Annotated in this window: 13 protein-coding genes; 5 read left to right on the forward strand and 8 right to left on the reverse strand. The window is 64.0% G+C overall.

Annotated elements, in window-relative coordinates; genetic code table 11:
• The first annotated feature begins 5 nt into the window (after nucleotides 1-5).
• Nucleotides 6-1,124, forward strand: a complete 1,119-nt coding sequence (locus BPNPMPFG_RS09160; protein ID WP_258596683.1) for a vWA domain-containing protein — start codon at nucleotides 6-8, stop codon at nucleotides 1,122-1,124.
• Nucleotides 1,124-2,011, forward strand: a complete 888-nt coding sequence (locus BPNPMPFG_RS09165; RefSeq protein WP_258594852.1) for an amidohydrolase family protein — start codon at nucleotides 1,124-1,126, stop codon at nucleotides 2,009-2,011. The genes BPNPMPFG_RS09160 and BPNPMPFG_RS09165 overlap by 1 nt, the downstream gene beginning before the upstream one ends.
• Before the next feature lie 70 nt (nucleotides 2,012-2,081).
• Here the strand turns inward: BPNPMPFG_RS09165 and BPNPMPFG_RS09170 are convergent, their stop codons facing one another.
• The 6 genes from BPNPMPFG_RS09170 to BPNPMPFG_RS09195 form a co-directional block, all read right to left on the reverse strand.
• Nucleotides 2,082-2,489, reverse strand: coding sequence for a carboxymuconolactone decarboxylase family protein (locus BPNPMPFG_RS09170; protein WP_258594853.1), 408 nt, complete (start codon nucleotides 2,487-2,489; stop codon nucleotides 2,082-2,084).
• 406 nt (nucleotides 2,490-2,895) lie between these two features.
• A complete protein-coding gene (locus tag BPNPMPFG_RS09175) occupies nucleotides 2,896-4,392 on the reverse strand; it encodes a sugar ABC transporter ATP-binding protein (RefSeq protein ID WP_258594855.1) in 1,497 nt (498 codons plus the stop codon).
• Nucleotides 4,392-5,441 carry an SMP-30/gluconolactonase/LRE family protein gene (locus BPNPMPFG_RS09180; protein WP_258594857.1) on the reverse strand — a complete coding sequence of 350 codons (1,050 nt, stop codon included), beginning with the start codon at nucleotides 5,439-5,441 and terminating at the stop codon, nucleotides 4,392-4,394. Before BPNPMPFG_RS09180 ends, BPNPMPFG_RS09175 begins: the two co-directional genes overlap by 1 nt.
• Entirely contained in the window at nucleotides 5,438-7,561 is a 2,124-nt protein-coding gene (locus BPNPMPFG_RS09185; protein WP_258594859.1) for an ABC transporter permease, read from the reverse strand. Before BPNPMPFG_RS09185 ends, BPNPMPFG_RS09180 begins: the two co-directional genes overlap by 4 nt.
• 75 nt (nucleotides 7,562-7,636) lie before the next feature.
• A complete protein-coding gene (locus BPNPMPFG_RS09190; protein ID WP_258594861.1) occupies nucleotides 7,637-8,662 on the reverse strand; it encodes a sugar ABC transporter substrate-binding protein in 1,026 nt (341 codons plus the stop codon).
• Between the two features lie 60 nt (nucleotides 8,663-8,722).
• Entirely contained in the window at nucleotides 8,723-9,709 is a 987-nt protein-coding gene (locus BPNPMPFG_RS09195; protein ID WP_258594863.1) for an ABC transporter permease, read from the reverse strand.
• Between BPNPMPFG_RS09195 and BPNPMPFG_RS09200 the strand changes: the two genes are divergently transcribed.
• Nucleotides 9,708-10,004: a hypothetical protein gene (locus BPNPMPFG_RS09200; protein WP_258594865.1), complete on the forward strand. Its 297-nt coding sequence runs from the start codon at nucleotides 9,708-9,710 to the stop codon at nucleotides 10,002-10,004. The two genes, BPNPMPFG_RS09195 and BPNPMPFG_RS09200, sit on opposite strands and share 2 nt — an antisense overlap.
• Here the strand turns inward: BPNPMPFG_RS09200 and BPNPMPFG_RS09205 are convergent.
• Nucleotides 9,981-11,414: a DHA2 family efflux MFS transporter permease subunit gene (locus BPNPMPFG_RS09205; RefSeq protein ID WP_258594867.1), complete on the reverse strand. Its 1,434-nt coding sequence runs from the start codon at nucleotides 11,412-11,414 to the stop codon at nucleotides 9,981-9,983. The genes BPNPMPFG_RS09200 and BPNPMPFG_RS09205 overlap by 24 nt on opposite strands.
• Nucleotides 11,415-11,535: 121 nt before the next feature.
• Between BPNPMPFG_RS09205 and BPNPMPFG_RS09210 the strand changes: the two genes are divergently transcribed.
• Nucleotides 11,536-12,537, forward strand: coding sequence for an ornithine cyclodeaminase family protein (locus BPNPMPFG_RS09210; RefSeq protein ID WP_258594869.1), 1,002 nt, complete (start codon nucleotides 11,536-11,538; stop codon nucleotides 12,535-12,537).
• Nucleotides 12,534-14,051: an HAL/PAL/TAL family ammonia-lyase gene (locus BPNPMPFG_RS09215; protein ID WP_258594871.1), complete on the forward strand. Its 1,518-nt coding sequence runs from the start codon at nucleotides 12,534-12,536 to the stop codon at nucleotides 14,049-14,051. Before BPNPMPFG_RS09210 ends, BPNPMPFG_RS09215 begins: the two co-directional genes overlap by 4 nt.
• On the opposite strand, the gene BPNPMPFG_RS09220 is transcribed toward BPNPMPFG_RS09215, so the two are convergent.
• Nucleotides 14,016-14,816 carry a 3-methyl-2-oxobutanoate hydroxymethyltransferase gene (locus BPNPMPFG_RS09220; protein ID WP_258594872.1) on the reverse strand — a complete coding sequence of 267 codons (801 nt, stop codon included), beginning with the start codon at nucleotides 14,814-14,816 and terminating at the stop codon, nucleotides 14,016-14,018. The genes BPNPMPFG_RS09215 and BPNPMPFG_RS09220 overlap by 36 nt on opposite strands.
• Nucleotides 14,817-14,846: the final 30 nt, after the last annotated feature.

Consider the following 14,846-nt stretch of genomic DNA (forward strand, 5'->3'; position numbering starts at 1 on the left):
GCGCCCTGCCCCACGCCGCCGCACCCTTGCTCGGCTTCGGCCGGCTGCTGCGCCGCCACGGCTTTGCCGTCGCACCGGAACAGGTCTCCGGCTTCATGCAGGCTGTGACATTGCTCGGGCCGCGCTCGATGGCCGACATACGCGAGGCAGCGCTCGCCATGCTGGCGCCGCCGCCCGACCGCCACGGCGAATTCGAGGCGCATTTCCAGAGCCATTTTTACGGCAACGCCGATGCCGTGGTCGAAGGCGAAGCAGACGAGGAAACCCGCATCAAGGACGATGGCGGCGCGAGCCAGGAAGAGATCGAGGTGGTCAGCCAGCAGCAAGGCGGCGAGCTGTCCTCAGGCGCCGAACAGCTGAGCACCCGCGACTTCCAGCGCGACGACGATGGCTTGGGCGCCTTCCGCCGCAAGCTCGCTTCCGCCCTGCCCGCCCGCCGCTCCTTCCGCACCGTGCGCACGCATTCGCGCGGCAAGCTCGATCTGCGCCGGTCGCTCAGGGAAATCGTCTGCGCCGATGGCGACGTGCCCTCGCCGCTGCTGCGTCGCCGCCAGGCCGTGCCGCGCAAGCTACTGATCCTGATCGATATCTCCGGCTCGATGAAGCTGCACACGTCCGATTATCTCAAGCTGGCGCATGCAGCGGTGCAAGGTGCCGACCGGGCCGAAATCTTCACCTTCGGAACACGGCTGACCCGCATCACCGCCGCACTTCGCATTCGCGACCGCGACCAGGCGCTGGCCCGTGCGGCGGCCCAGGTCGACGATTGGGACGGCGGCACCCGCATGGGGCCGACGCTGCTCGCCTTCCTGTCGGTGCCGCGCTTCTCGTCCTTCGCACGCGGTGCCGCGGTTGTCATCCTCTCCGATGCGCTGGAGCGCGGCGACCATGCCGAACTGGAGACCGCGATGCGCCGGCTGAGCGCCCGCGCCTTCAGGCTTTCACTGGCGACGCCGCTGGCCGGTGACCCGCGCTTCAAGCCGGCAACGGCGGCACTCAGCGCCATCCTGCCGGTGCTCGACGATCTCATCGATGGCTCGTCGCTCAGGGGCCTCACCGATTTCATCCTGTCACTCGCGCGCCCTGCCCCGGCGGCGACGGCAATCTGGAAGAGGGTTTCCTGATGCAGAAAGCAATCGACGCGCATTTCCACATCTGGCGCCAGAAAGACCAGCCCTGGCTGGTCGTGCCGATGGTGCCGCGCATCTTCGGTCCCTATGAGCCGATCCGCCGCGACTACCCGATTGAGGAATTTCTGGCCGACCAGAAAGGTTCCGGCGTCGAGAAGGCCGTCTACGTCCAGACCAACTGGGCCAAGGAGGATTTTGAGAAAGAGGTCGCCTTCCTGCAGAAGACGGCTGACGAAACCGGCTGGCCGCAGGCCATCGTTGGCTACGCCGACATGACGGTGGACGACGTCAGACCTCAGATTGACCGGCTGATGAAATACCCCTTGCTGCGCGGCGTGCGCATGCAGTTGCACTGGCATGAGACGCCGGCCTTCCGCTTCGCCGCCTCGGCCGCTCAGGTCATCGACCCGAAGGTGCGCGCCAACGTCGCGCGGCTGAAGGACTATGGCCTGTCCTTCGACCTGCAGCTTTTTCCCGCCCAGATGAAGGACGGCCTGACGCTGGTCGGCGAGAACCCGGATACCAATTTCATCCTCACCCATGCCGGCATGCTGACCGGCATGGAGCCCGAAACCACCGAGGCCTGGAAAGCAGGTCTGCGCACGCTGTCGGCAGCGCCCAATGTCTACGCCAAGCTGTCAGGCCTCGGCACCTTCGTCCATCGCAACGATCCGGCGCTGATCGCATACATCGTCGACAATGCGATCGACATCCTGGGCGCGGACCATTTGATGTTCGGCTCGAACTTCCCGATCGAGAAACTCTGGACCAGCCACGCCGAGCTAATCGAGGCGCACCGCGCTGCGGTGGCCAAGCATGGCGCGGCCGCCGAGGCGGATATTTTCTGGAACACGGCGGAGCGAGTTTACAGGCCGGTGTAGCACAGACCTTCTCCCCCTGGGGCTAGCGTGTGCACACAGGGGGAGAAGGTAAGACGTGCGGCTCCGCGCCTTACTTCACCTCGAACTGCGGGTCGACGGGGATCTGCATCGCGGTGACCAGATGGTTGGTCTGGCCAGCCAGTCCGATGATCGACACCAATTCGCCATGCTGCGCGTCTGTCATGCCCTTGGCGCGGGCTGCCGCTGTGTGCGAGTGGACGCAGTAGGAACAGCCATTGGCCGTCGACACGGCGATGTAGATCATCTCCTTGGTCAGCGGGTCGATGGCGCTCTCAGTGACCATCACCACCTTGAGCTGTTCCCATATCCGCTTCAGTGCCGCCGGGTCATTGGCCAGCCCGCGCCAGAAATTGTTGACGAAGTCGGATTTGCGCGTCGCGCGGATGTCGTCGAACACCGCCTTCACGGCCGGGATTTTTTCCACTTCGGCATCGCTCAGGAGTCTTGTGGTGGCCATGGTTCGGTCCTTTCGTTTGAATCGTCGTTTGGGCGCCCTGAATCAGGTGTTGAGCAATTGCGGCTAATCGGCTTGTCTGATTCAGTTTCCACCCAGATTGGCGCAAACCGTGGAAGTTGGCCGACGCCGCTCAACTTCGTCATCCCAGGGCGAAGCAGGCGCGAAGCGCCGTCGCGAAGACCCTGGGATCCATGCCGTGACTGTCGCCAAGGAATGCAGCGGGCGAGAATTCAGCACCGCAGCGGTACTCCCGAGTCGCGGCATGGATCCTGGGGTCTGCGCCGCGTCGCTTCGCTCCTTGCTACGCCCCAGGATGACCAAGAGGCAGGCGTTTGGGCCAATCGCCAAAGCTTGCGATCCACCGATGCAAAGACTATCCGACATGTCAAAATTCTGCGCCAAACATTTAATGCACCGCCGCATACATGATCTTCTCCTCCGTCGCCTCCGCCGGCGAAAACTCCTCGACGATGCGGCCTTGGCGACAGACAAGAATACGGTCGGACAGGTTCATGACCTCCGGCAGGTAGGAGGAAATAACGACGACGGCCAGGCCCTCGTCGGCCAGCCGGTTGATGATCTGGTGGATCTCGGCGATCGCGCCGACATCGACGCCGCGCGTCGGTTCGTCGAAGATGACGATGCGCGGCTGCTGCACCAGTCCCTTGCCGATCACCACCTTCTGCTGGTTGCCGCCAGAAAGCTCGACGACGCGCGCATTGTCGTTGATTGCCTTGATGTTCAGCGTCTTGGTCCATTCGGCCGACAATGCCCGCATTTCCTGCGCATTGATCACCCAGGCCTTTTCGCGGCCCGCCGCCAAAAGCCCTCCGAACAGGTTCTCGGCGATGCCCATCGTCTCGAAGATGCCCTCGCTCTTGCGGTCCTCGGTGACGTAGACGATGCCGTCGGCCACCGCCTCGCTCGGCACGAGATAGCGCACCGGCCTGTCGTCGAGTTCGATGGCGCCGCCGCGCAGAAAATCGCGCTTGTAGATGCCGGAGACGATCTTGAAGGTCTCGGTGCGGCCCGAACCGATCAGCCCGAAGACGCCGGTGATCTGGCCTTCGAAGATCGAGAACGAGTTGTTGCGCACGACATTGCTCATCGAAATGTCCTGCACCGACAGCACTTTCTTGCCGGCCTTGCGCAGCTTGGCCTCGTCACGCTGGCGGTAGATCTGCCCCGACAGCGTACGCCCGACCATGGCGGCGACGATCCGATCGCGGTCGAAGGCGGATGTGTCGTCGGTAATGACCAGCTCACCGTCGCGCAAAATGGTGATGCGGTCGGCAATCATCAGTGCCTCTTCCAGCGCGTGGCTGATGAAGACGATCGACACGCCGCTGGCCTTCAGCCGACGGATCAACGCGAAGAAGTGCCGCTTCTCCTCGGGCGTCAGCGTCGCCGTCGGCTCGTCGAAGATGATGATCTCGGCATTGTGATGGACGGCGCGCGCGATCTCCACCATCTGCCGCTTGGCCGCACCCAGCGTCGCCACCATCGCATTCGGATCGACGGGAAAGTTCAGCGACTGCAGGAACTGCTGCGCCGAAATGTAAGTACCGCGCAGCCGGTTGAGGAACTTTTCAGTGCCGAGATAAAGGTTCTGCGCCACCGTCATCGACGGCACCAGGCTGGTTTCCTGGAACACCATGGCGATGCCTGCTTCGAGCGCCGCGTGCGGCGAGGCGTAGGCGATCTCCTGTCCCTTGTGGAACATCTTGCCGGAGGTGGCGTCGACGACGCCGGCGATGATCTTGGTCAGCGTCGACTTACCCGCGCCATTCTCGCCGAGCAACGCGTGGATTTCGCCCTTGCGCAGTTCGAAACTGACGTTTTTCACCGCGGGCACGCCGCGATAGGTCTTGGTGACGTTTTCCAGACGGACGATCGGCTCCATCAGAAACCTCCCGTGGCGACGGACAGCACGCAGTCGCCTCCCCTGGAGGCGATGAACAGAAGGCCATCCTTTTCCACCACGCTGCAAATGCCGTGGCGCGTGCCGTTGGCGCGGCTGTGCAGGCTGAATTGCGGCTGCATTTTCTGGTCCAGCCTGACCACCAGCCCATAGGAGCGGCTCGGCGACCATGGCTTGTGAATGCCCATGGTACGGATACCGCCGCATTGCAGCGGTTCGAGGAAGCTGCGGCTGGAGGCCAGCGCCGGCGCGATCCAGTAGGCCGGCGGCACCTGTTCGATCATGTCCTGCCGGTAATGCGTTTCCTGCAGCACGAATTCGATCAGCCGGTTGCGCGGCGCAAACAAGGTCAGCCAGGCCCCGCCATCGGCGGAAGGCGACAGCCGCGCGGGATAGCCGGGCAGATGCGTCAACACCGCCGAGCGGTTGCCGGTCGCGCCATCGAAGCGGACGAGCTGGTGACGCCAACTTTCGCTGACCAGCACATCCCGCCCCATGGGATGGAGTCCATAAGGGAACGCAATCTCCCTGGCCACCTTGCGGAGGCCGCCGCCTGCTGCCTCCCGCTTCCATAGCGAACCGGACGCGCCCTTCTTCATCAAGTCGGCGGCCCATAGCGATGGCGCGTGCTCGGCCGAGCCATTGGCCAGCCAGAGCGTGCCATCATCGGCATAGGCAAGTGCGGTGATGCAGCGGATCTCTGGAGGCAGCGAAACCTCCTTAGCGGCAATCAGCAGCTTGCCACTTTCGAGCCCGACCGTCAGCTCTCCCGACGGCGAGAGCGCCAGCGCCGTGACCCCAGATGGAAACGCTTCGACCAGGACAGGTTCAACGCCGGCAGCAATCGCGTGGATGGCGTTGCCGCTGGAGGCCAACAGCCTGTCACCTGAAATCAGCAGATTGTCCGGTTCGGTCAGTTCGGTGAAAGCCGGGGCGTCATCCAGCTGCGTGTTGGGCCGGAAAGCGCCATCGAGCGGCGGGATGGTCACCGCCTTGCCGCGAAAGAGGTCAAGCACCGGATCGAGGATCATGGCTTCGCCCCCCAATAGGAAGCAGGGCTGGTCCAGGTCGGGTCGGCGCCGGCGATCTTGTAGCGGCCGATGCGGTTGTTGAGGATGCCGCCGACGAACAGAAACCCCTTGTGCTCGCGCATCGAGGTGACCATCGGGTGCGCACCGCCGGTGAGGTCGCCCATCGCCTCGACGATGCCTCCGGTTTCGTTGAACTTCACCACGCCGCCGGTGTTGATGTTGGGGAACAGCCATTCGTCCTGCGGTAGCCGGCGCGTCATGCGTTTGCGCATATCGGGATGACGCAGCGAAAGGTCGAAGCTCGGCGTGCGCATGCCGAGCCACGCCATCCAGTAATTGCCGTCGGAGGCGCGGTTGATGTTGTCGGGATAGCCGGGCATGTCGCGGATGACGCATTCGGCGGTGCCGGCCTTCGGCCCTTCCAGCCAGTATCTGTGCACGCGACAGGCCCAGCTTTCGGCAAAGAACAGCGACTTGCCGTCATGCGCCATGCAGACACCGTTGGTGTAGCGGTAGCCGTCGAGCAGCGTCCTGGTCGAACCATCCTTCGGATCGTAGACCAGCAGCCGGCCGGTGGCGCGGTTCTCGATCGAATCCAGCGCCCAATCGTGGGCGTCATAGCGCTTCGTTGAATCCGTAAAATAGATGCGGCCATCGGGTGCCACGTCGCAATCATTGGGATCGCGCAAACGCGCATCGTCGACGATCGAGGTCCAGGAGCGCGACGTCTCAGCCGACAACCGTCTCACCTCGCGCTGCGGCGAGACCGAATAGAGTCCCATGGCGCCGACGCAGCTGATCAGATTGCCCGATTTGTCGAAGGCAAGACCCAACGGAAAGCCGCCAATGTGGGCAAACAGTTCCGATTTGACATAGTCCGGCGCGAAGAAACGGACGATCTCGCCATGGCGCGTGCCGCAGTAGAGATGGTCGTCGCGATCGAGGATGACGTCTTCCGGCCCTTCCAGTTCGCCAAGCCCGATGTGATCGGCGACCGACAACCGATTATCGAGCTCGTAAGGCGTCCCCGAACTAGGCGCCGCCGACTGGGTTGCGCCCATCTTCAGATAGACCGGCGCGACATAGACCTCGTTCAGCACCTTGTGGCGGTTCTTCAGCCAGCGGATATCGATGGTCACCGCCACCGCCAGCATGATGCCGAGCACCATCTGGTTGGTGCCGGTGCCGTAGCCCAGCCGGATCAGCCCGTTGGTCATGGTCAAGACGATGATGGCGCCCATCAGCCCCTTGATCACCGATCCACGCCCGCCGCCGAGGCTGACGCCGCCGACCACCGCCGCCGTCAGCGCCATGATCTCGAGGTTGAGGCCTGTTCCCGGCCCTGCCCCGCTCAGGCGACAAGCGATCAGAAAACCGCCGATCGAGGCGCAGAAGCCGGAGAAGACATAGGTCATGAACACCGTGCGGCGCACGCGGATGCCGGCATTGTGGGCCGAGCGCCTGGAGCCGCCGACCGCCAGCACATGCCAGCCCGGCCGCGAACGCGTCAACGCGACATGGGTGACGATGGCGAGGAGGATCGCCAGCCAGACCGAGACGGACAGGCCCCAGAACGTGCTGTCGCCGATGAAGTCGAGCACATTGGAGGTGGCTGTCGAAAGCTGCACGTCGGCGGCATAGGTGGTGACGAGGATGTCGAACAGCGCCCGCCCGAAGATGAAGGTGACCAGCGTGGTGAGAAAGGCCCGCAGCCGGAGGTACCCGACCAGATAGCCGTTGATGGCGCCGAAGACGAGGCCGGTGGCGAGCGACGCGGCCATCGCCAGCCAGATCGGCTGTTCGAGGATGAAAAAGACATAGACGGCCGAGAAGCAGGACAGTGCGAAGATCGAGCCGACCGACAGGTCGATGCCACCGCCAAGCATCACCACCGTCATGCCGGTGACCATCATCGAGAATTCGCCGAGCTGGCGGGTCGATTCCTGCAGCGAGGTCAGTTTGAAGAAGCCCGGAATGATCGAGCCGAACACGCTGAGCGTCGCCACCAGCGCCAGGAACGGAATGGCGTTGTCGGTCCAGCGTTTGGTCAGTATCTCGCCGACGAGATGGTCGGGCACGAGATTGTAGCGCCAGGACTGGAGGCGTTCGCGAAAGGACATCAGGTCACTGCTGCAAGAGAAAGAGGTGGCCGGGCAATCCGGCCACCTCGTTGATCGGTGTTGGAGACGATAGGCTTATTTCGCCGCCGCTTCGGCCTGCAGCGCCTTCAGGTCCCAGCAGCTGTCGGGCTTGAGGTCGGCCTTGGTCGTCGCCTTCTCCAGAGTGTAGATGTAGGTGTGCGATGTGCCGGCCGGCTGGCCGCTCTGCAGCAGGAACTTCATGATGGCGTTCATGTCGCCAGACTGGCGGGCAAGGTCGGTCATCACCACGGCGCCATAGGTGCCGTCCTGCAGCTTGTCGCAGTCGGCCGCCTTTTCGCCGCCGCCGGTGGTGACCAGGAACACCTTGCCGTCGAGCTTGGCGTCGCGGATCGCGGCCGAGGCGCCAGTTGCGTCACCATCCCAGAAATCTATGATCGAGCAGATGTCGGGGTTCTGCTGCAGCATCGTCGTCGTCACGTTGCGCGAGGTCGTCGCATCCCAGTTGGAGTCGGGCTTGGCCACCACCTTGAAGTCGGGATGCTTGTCCAGAACCTTCATGATGCCGGCATACTGATAAAGACTGGAGGAATTCGCCTGGTCGCCCTGCACCAGGCCGATCTTCTTCGACGATTTTTCGCCGCAGCCCTTGATCGCCGCTTCGGCCTCAAGCTGGCCAAGCCGGTCCCAGTCGCTGCCGACAAAGGCGTCGGCCGGGAAATTGGCCGGATTGTCGACCAGCATGACGTAGGTACCGGCGGCCTGCGCCTTCTTCATCAGCTTGGAATAGGAATTGAGGTCCGGTGCGTGAATGATCAGCACGTCCGGCCTGGTATCCGACGAGATGGCATCGGTGATCGCCTGCGCGCCGGCATCGACCACCCAGTTTGGGTCGCGCGTTTCGAAGACGCCGCCCCAGGCCTCGACTTCGGTCTTCAGATAGTGTGCCCAGCCCTGCGCCAGATCGAAGCCCATCGCCAGCGGCACCAGCATGACGCGCTTGCCCTTCAGCGCCTGCGCATAGGCAGCCGGACCCGGATCGTCGGCGGCAAAGCTGGGCGCCACGAAGGCGGTAACTGCTAGCGCCGTGGCAGCGGCCATGAGTGTCTTGATCAGTTTCATGTCACATCCTCTGGTTTGGTCATGGTTGTTCACGGACGGCCCCAACCGTCCGCGTTTGGTTCAGATATCGCCCTGCTGCGCGGTCTGTTCGTCACGTGGATTGATGATGCCGTCGACGATGATCGCCCCCAGCAGGATCGCCGCCTTGATCAGGTTCTGGTAGAGCAGCGGAATGTCGATGATGGTCATGGCGTTGAGCAGGATGCCGATCAGTGCCGCGCCGACCAGCACATTGCGCACCCCGCCACGCCCGCCAGACAGGCCGATGCCGCCGATCACCGCCACCAGGACGATGTCGTAGAGCAGCGTCGAATTGACGACGCGGGTGTTGATCGAATGCAGGCTGGCCGCCGTCAGCAGGCCGGCAATCAGCGCGACGAAGGCAGACAGGACGTAGCGCAGCACCAGCATCGGCCGCACCGGAATACCGATGTTGCGCGCGGCCACCGGATTGTCGCCGGCGAAATAGATGTAGCGGCCCCATTTGGTGTAGCGCAGGAACAGGAAAAACAGGAAGGCGAGACCGGCGAAGACGAACACCTCGATGGGAATGTCGAGGAAGCGCAAGCCGCCGAGAAGCTCGACCCAATGGCCTTGCGGCACCGGCACGGCATCCTGCGTGATCAATTGCGAGCGCACATAGCCGAAGACGAAGGAGCCTGTCGCCAGCGTCACGAAGATCGCCGGCACATCGGCATAGGCGACGAGGAAGCCGTTGAGCAGGCCGATGGCCAGCACCCCGGCCAGCACATAGGCGAAGGCCAGCCCGTCCGGCGTTCCCGAATTCAGGAGTTGCAGATACCAGGCAACCGACATTGCCATGATCGCCACCGCCGAGAGATCGATGCCGCGGCCGATGATGACGACAGCCATGCCGAGCGCCAATATGCCGAGCACCGAGACAGAACGCACGATGGCAACAAGGTTGTTGGGATCGATGAAGCCCGGCAGGCCGATGGCGGCGGCAACGAACAGCACCACCGCGATGGCAAAGACAATGCCTTCCTGATTCAGGCTCCTGAAATTCGGCCAGCCGATCGCGTTCATGTCTGCTTACGCCCCCATGGCAGCGCTGCCATCCCTGGGAAAGAAAGCTAATCGGCTCAACGCCGGTTCGTCAAATGAATCCGCGTTCAGAAGCCCGCTCGGCGGCGATATTCAACGAGTGGACGCATCGATTGCCGAAGCTGGCGCAATGCTCGGAAAACTCTGCACTTTTGGCAATTGGTTCCACCATTGCGATGGCTCGCGAAAGCGCCGCATCGAGGCGAAAGGACGGGGCGGAATTTATCTCCGCATTTGGTGGAAAAATTCGATTTCAATTCCCAGCCGCGTGGCCTGAAACCTCGGCGCCCGCACCTGGCGGCAGCGCGAGGAAACGCAACGCCGCCACCAACCCGATGGCGCCGATCGCCAGGAAGGCTGCTCGAAAATCGACGAGATCGAGCGCCGGCTCGGCCCAGGCGATCTGCGACAGGTTGAGGATGGCCGCCGCCACCGCGACGCCGAACAGCATCGCCACTTGCTGCAGCATGCTGGAGAGCGTCGCCGCCGAGCTGCGCTGCGCTGCGTCGATATCGGCGAAGGCCAGCGTGTTGAGGGCGGTGAACTGCATCGAGCGCGACAAGCCGGCGATCAGCATCAACCCAATCACCAGCGCTTGCGGCGTCTGCGGCGAGATCGCCGCGCACGCCATGATAGACGCCGAGGCGATCAGGCCATTGACGACCAGCACCGAGCGGAAGCCGAAGCGGCGCAGCGTCGGTGTCGTCACCGTTTTCATGCCGAGATTGCCGAGGAAATAGGCGAGGATCATCATGCCGGCATCGACGGGTCTCAAGCCGAAGCCGACCTGGAACAGCAGCGGCAGCAGGAACGGCGTGGCATTGATCGCCACCCGGAAAATGGTGCCGGCGGCAAGCGTCGAGATGGCAAAGGTCAGCACCTTGAACGACGACAGGTCGAGCAGCGGATGCGGCGCGCGCCTCAGATGGCGCACCGCCAGCCACCCGATGACGATGCCGGCCACGATGAGCGCCACCGTCGGCAGGACACCGTCCTCCGGATGCGCGATGCGCTCGAGGCCGTAGAGCAGCAGAGCGAGCCCCGCCGATGTCAGCGCGAAGCCCGGCCAGTCGAGCGGCTTGGGATCGGCCTCGCGGTCGCCCGGAATGAAGCGGGCGACCAGCGCCAGCCCAATCACGCCGAGCGGAATGTTGATGAAGAAATTCCAGTGCCAGGACAGATAGGTGGTGATGAAACCGCCGAGAACCGGCCCGACCACTTGTGCGAACAGCGCCGGCCAGGTGATCAGCGCGGTGGCGTTGAGCAGCTCGGACTTTGAGGCATTGCGCAACACGAGAATGCGGCCGACCGGTGTCATCAGCGCGCTGCCCAGCCCTTGCACGACGCGTGCGGTGACGAACTGGGTCAAATTCCCGGAGAAACCGCAGGCGATCGACGCCAACGTGAACAGCGCAATGGCCAGCAGGAAGATGTTGCGCGCACCGAAACGGTCGGCGAGCCATCCCGACAATGGCACGAACACCGCCATGGCCAGCATATAGCCGGTGATGCCGATGCTCATCGCCACCGCCGGCACGCCGAAGGAGGCGCCCATCTGCGGCAGCGAGGTTGAGATGATCGTCGAATCCAGCAGCTGCATGAAGAACGCGATGGCGACGATCAGCGCCACGCGCCGCGCGTTGGTGGCCGTTTCGGGCAAGGCTTCTGTGTCGGGAATGGCCGTCATGTCGGGACCGGTTTGAACAGCATTTGGCCGGCCGCGTCCAGAGTTGGCGCAACAAACTTTCGTGTCGCTTCTTAGCCTGCTATGGGATGAACGGGGTGGCCGAGGAAAGTGTACGCGTCACATGAAACCCATCTATATCGACTACCTCAATGCCCTCGACATCGATGCCCTTGCCATGACCGATGCCGAAATCATCGCCGCCGTCGAGGCCGGCCTGGTGGCGCAAGGCAATGGCCAGACGGTGATCGAGCCGCGCGTCCATCTCGAGCCCGACCCGTCCTTCCACGGCCATTTCAATGTCTTGCGCGGCTACGTCGCGCCGCTCGACACGGCCGGCGTCAAGATCGTCGGCGACTATGTCGACAACTACCTGCACGACCTGCCTTCCGAATTCGGCATCCTCAACCTGTTCGATCCGCGCACCGGCACACCGCGCGCCATCCTCGACGCCACCGTCATCACCGATATGCGCACCGGCGCCGTCACCGCCATTGGCGCCAAGCACCTGGCGCGCAAGGGCTCAAAGGTGCTGGCCCATATCGGCGCGCGCGGCACCGCCTACTGGAACGTTCGCCTGCTCGACCATCTCTTCGACTTCGACGAGATCCGCGTCCATTCGCGCCGTCCGGAAAGCCGCGACGGTTTCGCCGCCAAACTCGCCGCCGATCTCGGCAAGCCGGTGACGGCAGTCGCCGACTGGAAGAGTTGCGTCGAAGGCGCCGACATCGTCGTCGAGGCCTCGCGGCTGCCGGAGCCGCAACCGTTGTTGAAGACCGAATGGATCAAGCCCGGTGCGCTGGTCGTGCCCTATGGCACAATGAGCGCGGTGGAACTGTCGCTGACCGACATCATGCAGAAGATGGTCGTCGATGATTGGGGCCAGTGCAAGGGCGGCAAGTTCGGCTCGCTGCGCGCCCATGTCGAGACCGGACGGCTGAGCGAAAAGACGCTGCACGCCGAGCTCGGCCAGATCGTCGCCGGCCTCAAGGCCGGGCGTGAAAGCGACAGCGAGACGATCCTGTTCTGGCATCCCGGCCTGTCGCTGTCCGACATCGCGTTGGGCAAGGCGATGCTGGCCAAGGCGCAGGCGCAAGGCATCGGCCAGAGGCTGCGCTTCGCATGAACGCGCTCGTCCTCACCGGAACCGGCGTCGGCACTGCGGATGTCGCCACTGTGGCCCGCGAAGCGCGCAAGGTGGAAATCGGACCCGATGTCATCGGCAGGCTGGAGAGGGCGCGAAAAGTGCTCGACCAGGCCGCCATGTCCGGCCAGCAGATCTATGGTCTCAACACCGGGCTCGGCGCCAGTCTCGGCACGACGGTCGAGGGCGACGCCAGCGCCTTCCAACGCCAGCTGCTGGAAGGGCGAAGCGGCGCGGTTGGCGAAGCGTTGCCGATCGAGGCCGTGCGGGCAACCATGTTTGCCCGTGCATCGATGCTTTCGGCCGGCGGCTCTGGGCTTTCGCCTGCCGTTTTCGTCGCCCTGGTCGACGCGCTCAATGCCGGCGTCCATCCGGTGATGCCGTCGCTCGGCTCGATCGGCGCCGGCGATCTGGTGCTGATGACCGCGCTTGCCCGCCTGCTGACCGGCGAAGGCGAAGCCGACTATCAGGGCAGGCGAATGCCGGCGGCCAAGGCGCTGATGATGGCGCGTCTCGTCCCCATCAGCCTGGCGCCCAAGGATGGGCTGTCGCTGATCAACGCTTCGGCCGTGTCCGCCGGCAGCGGTGCGCTCGTGGTCACGGATGCGCTGTCCGCGCTTGCCCAGCAGCAGCAGGCCGGCGCGCTGACCATGGAAGGCTTTGGCGCCAACCGTACCATCCTCGACCCGCGCCTGCACATGGCGCGGCCGGCGGCCGGCCAGCAGGAAGCGGCAAAGGCGTTGCACGATCTGCTCGCCCGCGACGAAGCGCCGGCGCCGACCACCTTGCAAGACCCGCTGTCGATCCGCTGCATGCCGTCAATCCACGGTGCCCTCATCGAGGCGATCGGTCAGGCGAGGCAGGCGACCGAGATCGAACTCAATGCCGCCGCCGACAACCCGCTGGTGCTCAGCGATGACGATCTGGTGCTGTCGACCGGCAATTTCCACACCGCGTCGCTGTCGCTGGCTTTCGAGACGCTCGGCCTGGCGATTGCTCAATGTGCCGCCGCGAGTGCCGCCCGTTTCATCCAGCTCACCGGTTCGGGCCGCAACGGCCTGCCCAAATATCTGTCGCCGGTCGGCGGCGCCTCGGCTGGCTTCGTGCCGCTGCAGAAGACGGCGACATCGATCCTGGCCGCCATCCGCCACAAGGCCAATCCGGTGATGCTTGATTTCCTGCCGGTTTCGGAAGGCGTCGAGGACCATGCCACGCAAACACCGCTGACTGTCGCGAAATGCGCCGGGATGATCGTGCTGTGGCGAAGGCTGATCGCCTTCGAGCTGATGGCGGCGGCACAAGCGGTCGATTTGCGTGAAGGGTTCACCCTGGCGTCACGCACCGCCGCAATTCACACGGCGATACGGGCGCTGGTCCCTGCCCTGAAGGAGGACCGGCCGCTCGGCATCGACGCCGAAGTGCTCTATGCCGCGCTCATTGGCGGAAGCTGGCGGGCGACCTTACGCCCGGCCGACCTTGTCCAGGAACAGGCGTAGCTCGGCCGGATCCATGTGCACCACGTGCCTGTCCTCGGGATAGGCCAGGCTGTTGACGTCGGCGACATATTCGGAGAACGCCGCGATGCGCTCCGCCTGCAGGCGATCATACTCGGCGGCGAAATTCCGGTAGACCTTGGAATGGCGGGGCATATGGCCACGGTTCTGGCCAAGGATGTCGTCGGCGAACAGATATTGCGCGTCGCAGCCGGTGCCCGCCCCCATCGACAGCATGATCAGCGACGTCCGTTCCGAGATCGCCTTGGCCACCTCGACCGGCACAACCTCGATCTCGGCGCCAATGGCGCCGGCGGCCTCCAGCTGCTTCACCGCTTCGAAGACCTGCATGGCGGTGTCGGCGGTCTTGCCGACCGCCTTGAAGCCGCCCGTCCAGGTTGCACGCGACGGAATGAGGCCGACATGGCCGATGACCGGGATGGCATCATCGGCCATCCGCTTGATCGTGGCGTAGCCGGCGCTGCAATAGACCGCGTCAGCGCCGGCCTTGTAGAGCCGGAAGGCCCAGCGCAGGAAATCATCCGTGGTTCCAATCTCGAAGAAATTGTCGCCCGGCATGGTGAACAGGCTGGGCGCCGCATCGCGATATTGCGGGTTGAGCACCAGTTCGGGCGGCACCGAGACGATGTCTACCCCTGCCCGCTCGGCGGCCTCGGCCTCGTCCATCGTCAGCACACGCAGCATGGTCAGCTGGCGCTTGCCCTTCAAGGCGCGCAGGTCTGCCACTGTCGGTCTTGTTCGGCTCATCGATAAGGGTTCCCTCTGTTGCATGCTGCG

The organism is Mesorhizobium sp. AR07 (assembly GCF_024746815.1).
Taxonomy (GTDB): Bacteria; Pseudomonadota; Alphaproteobacteria; order Rhizobiales; family Rhizobiaceae; genus Mesorhizobium.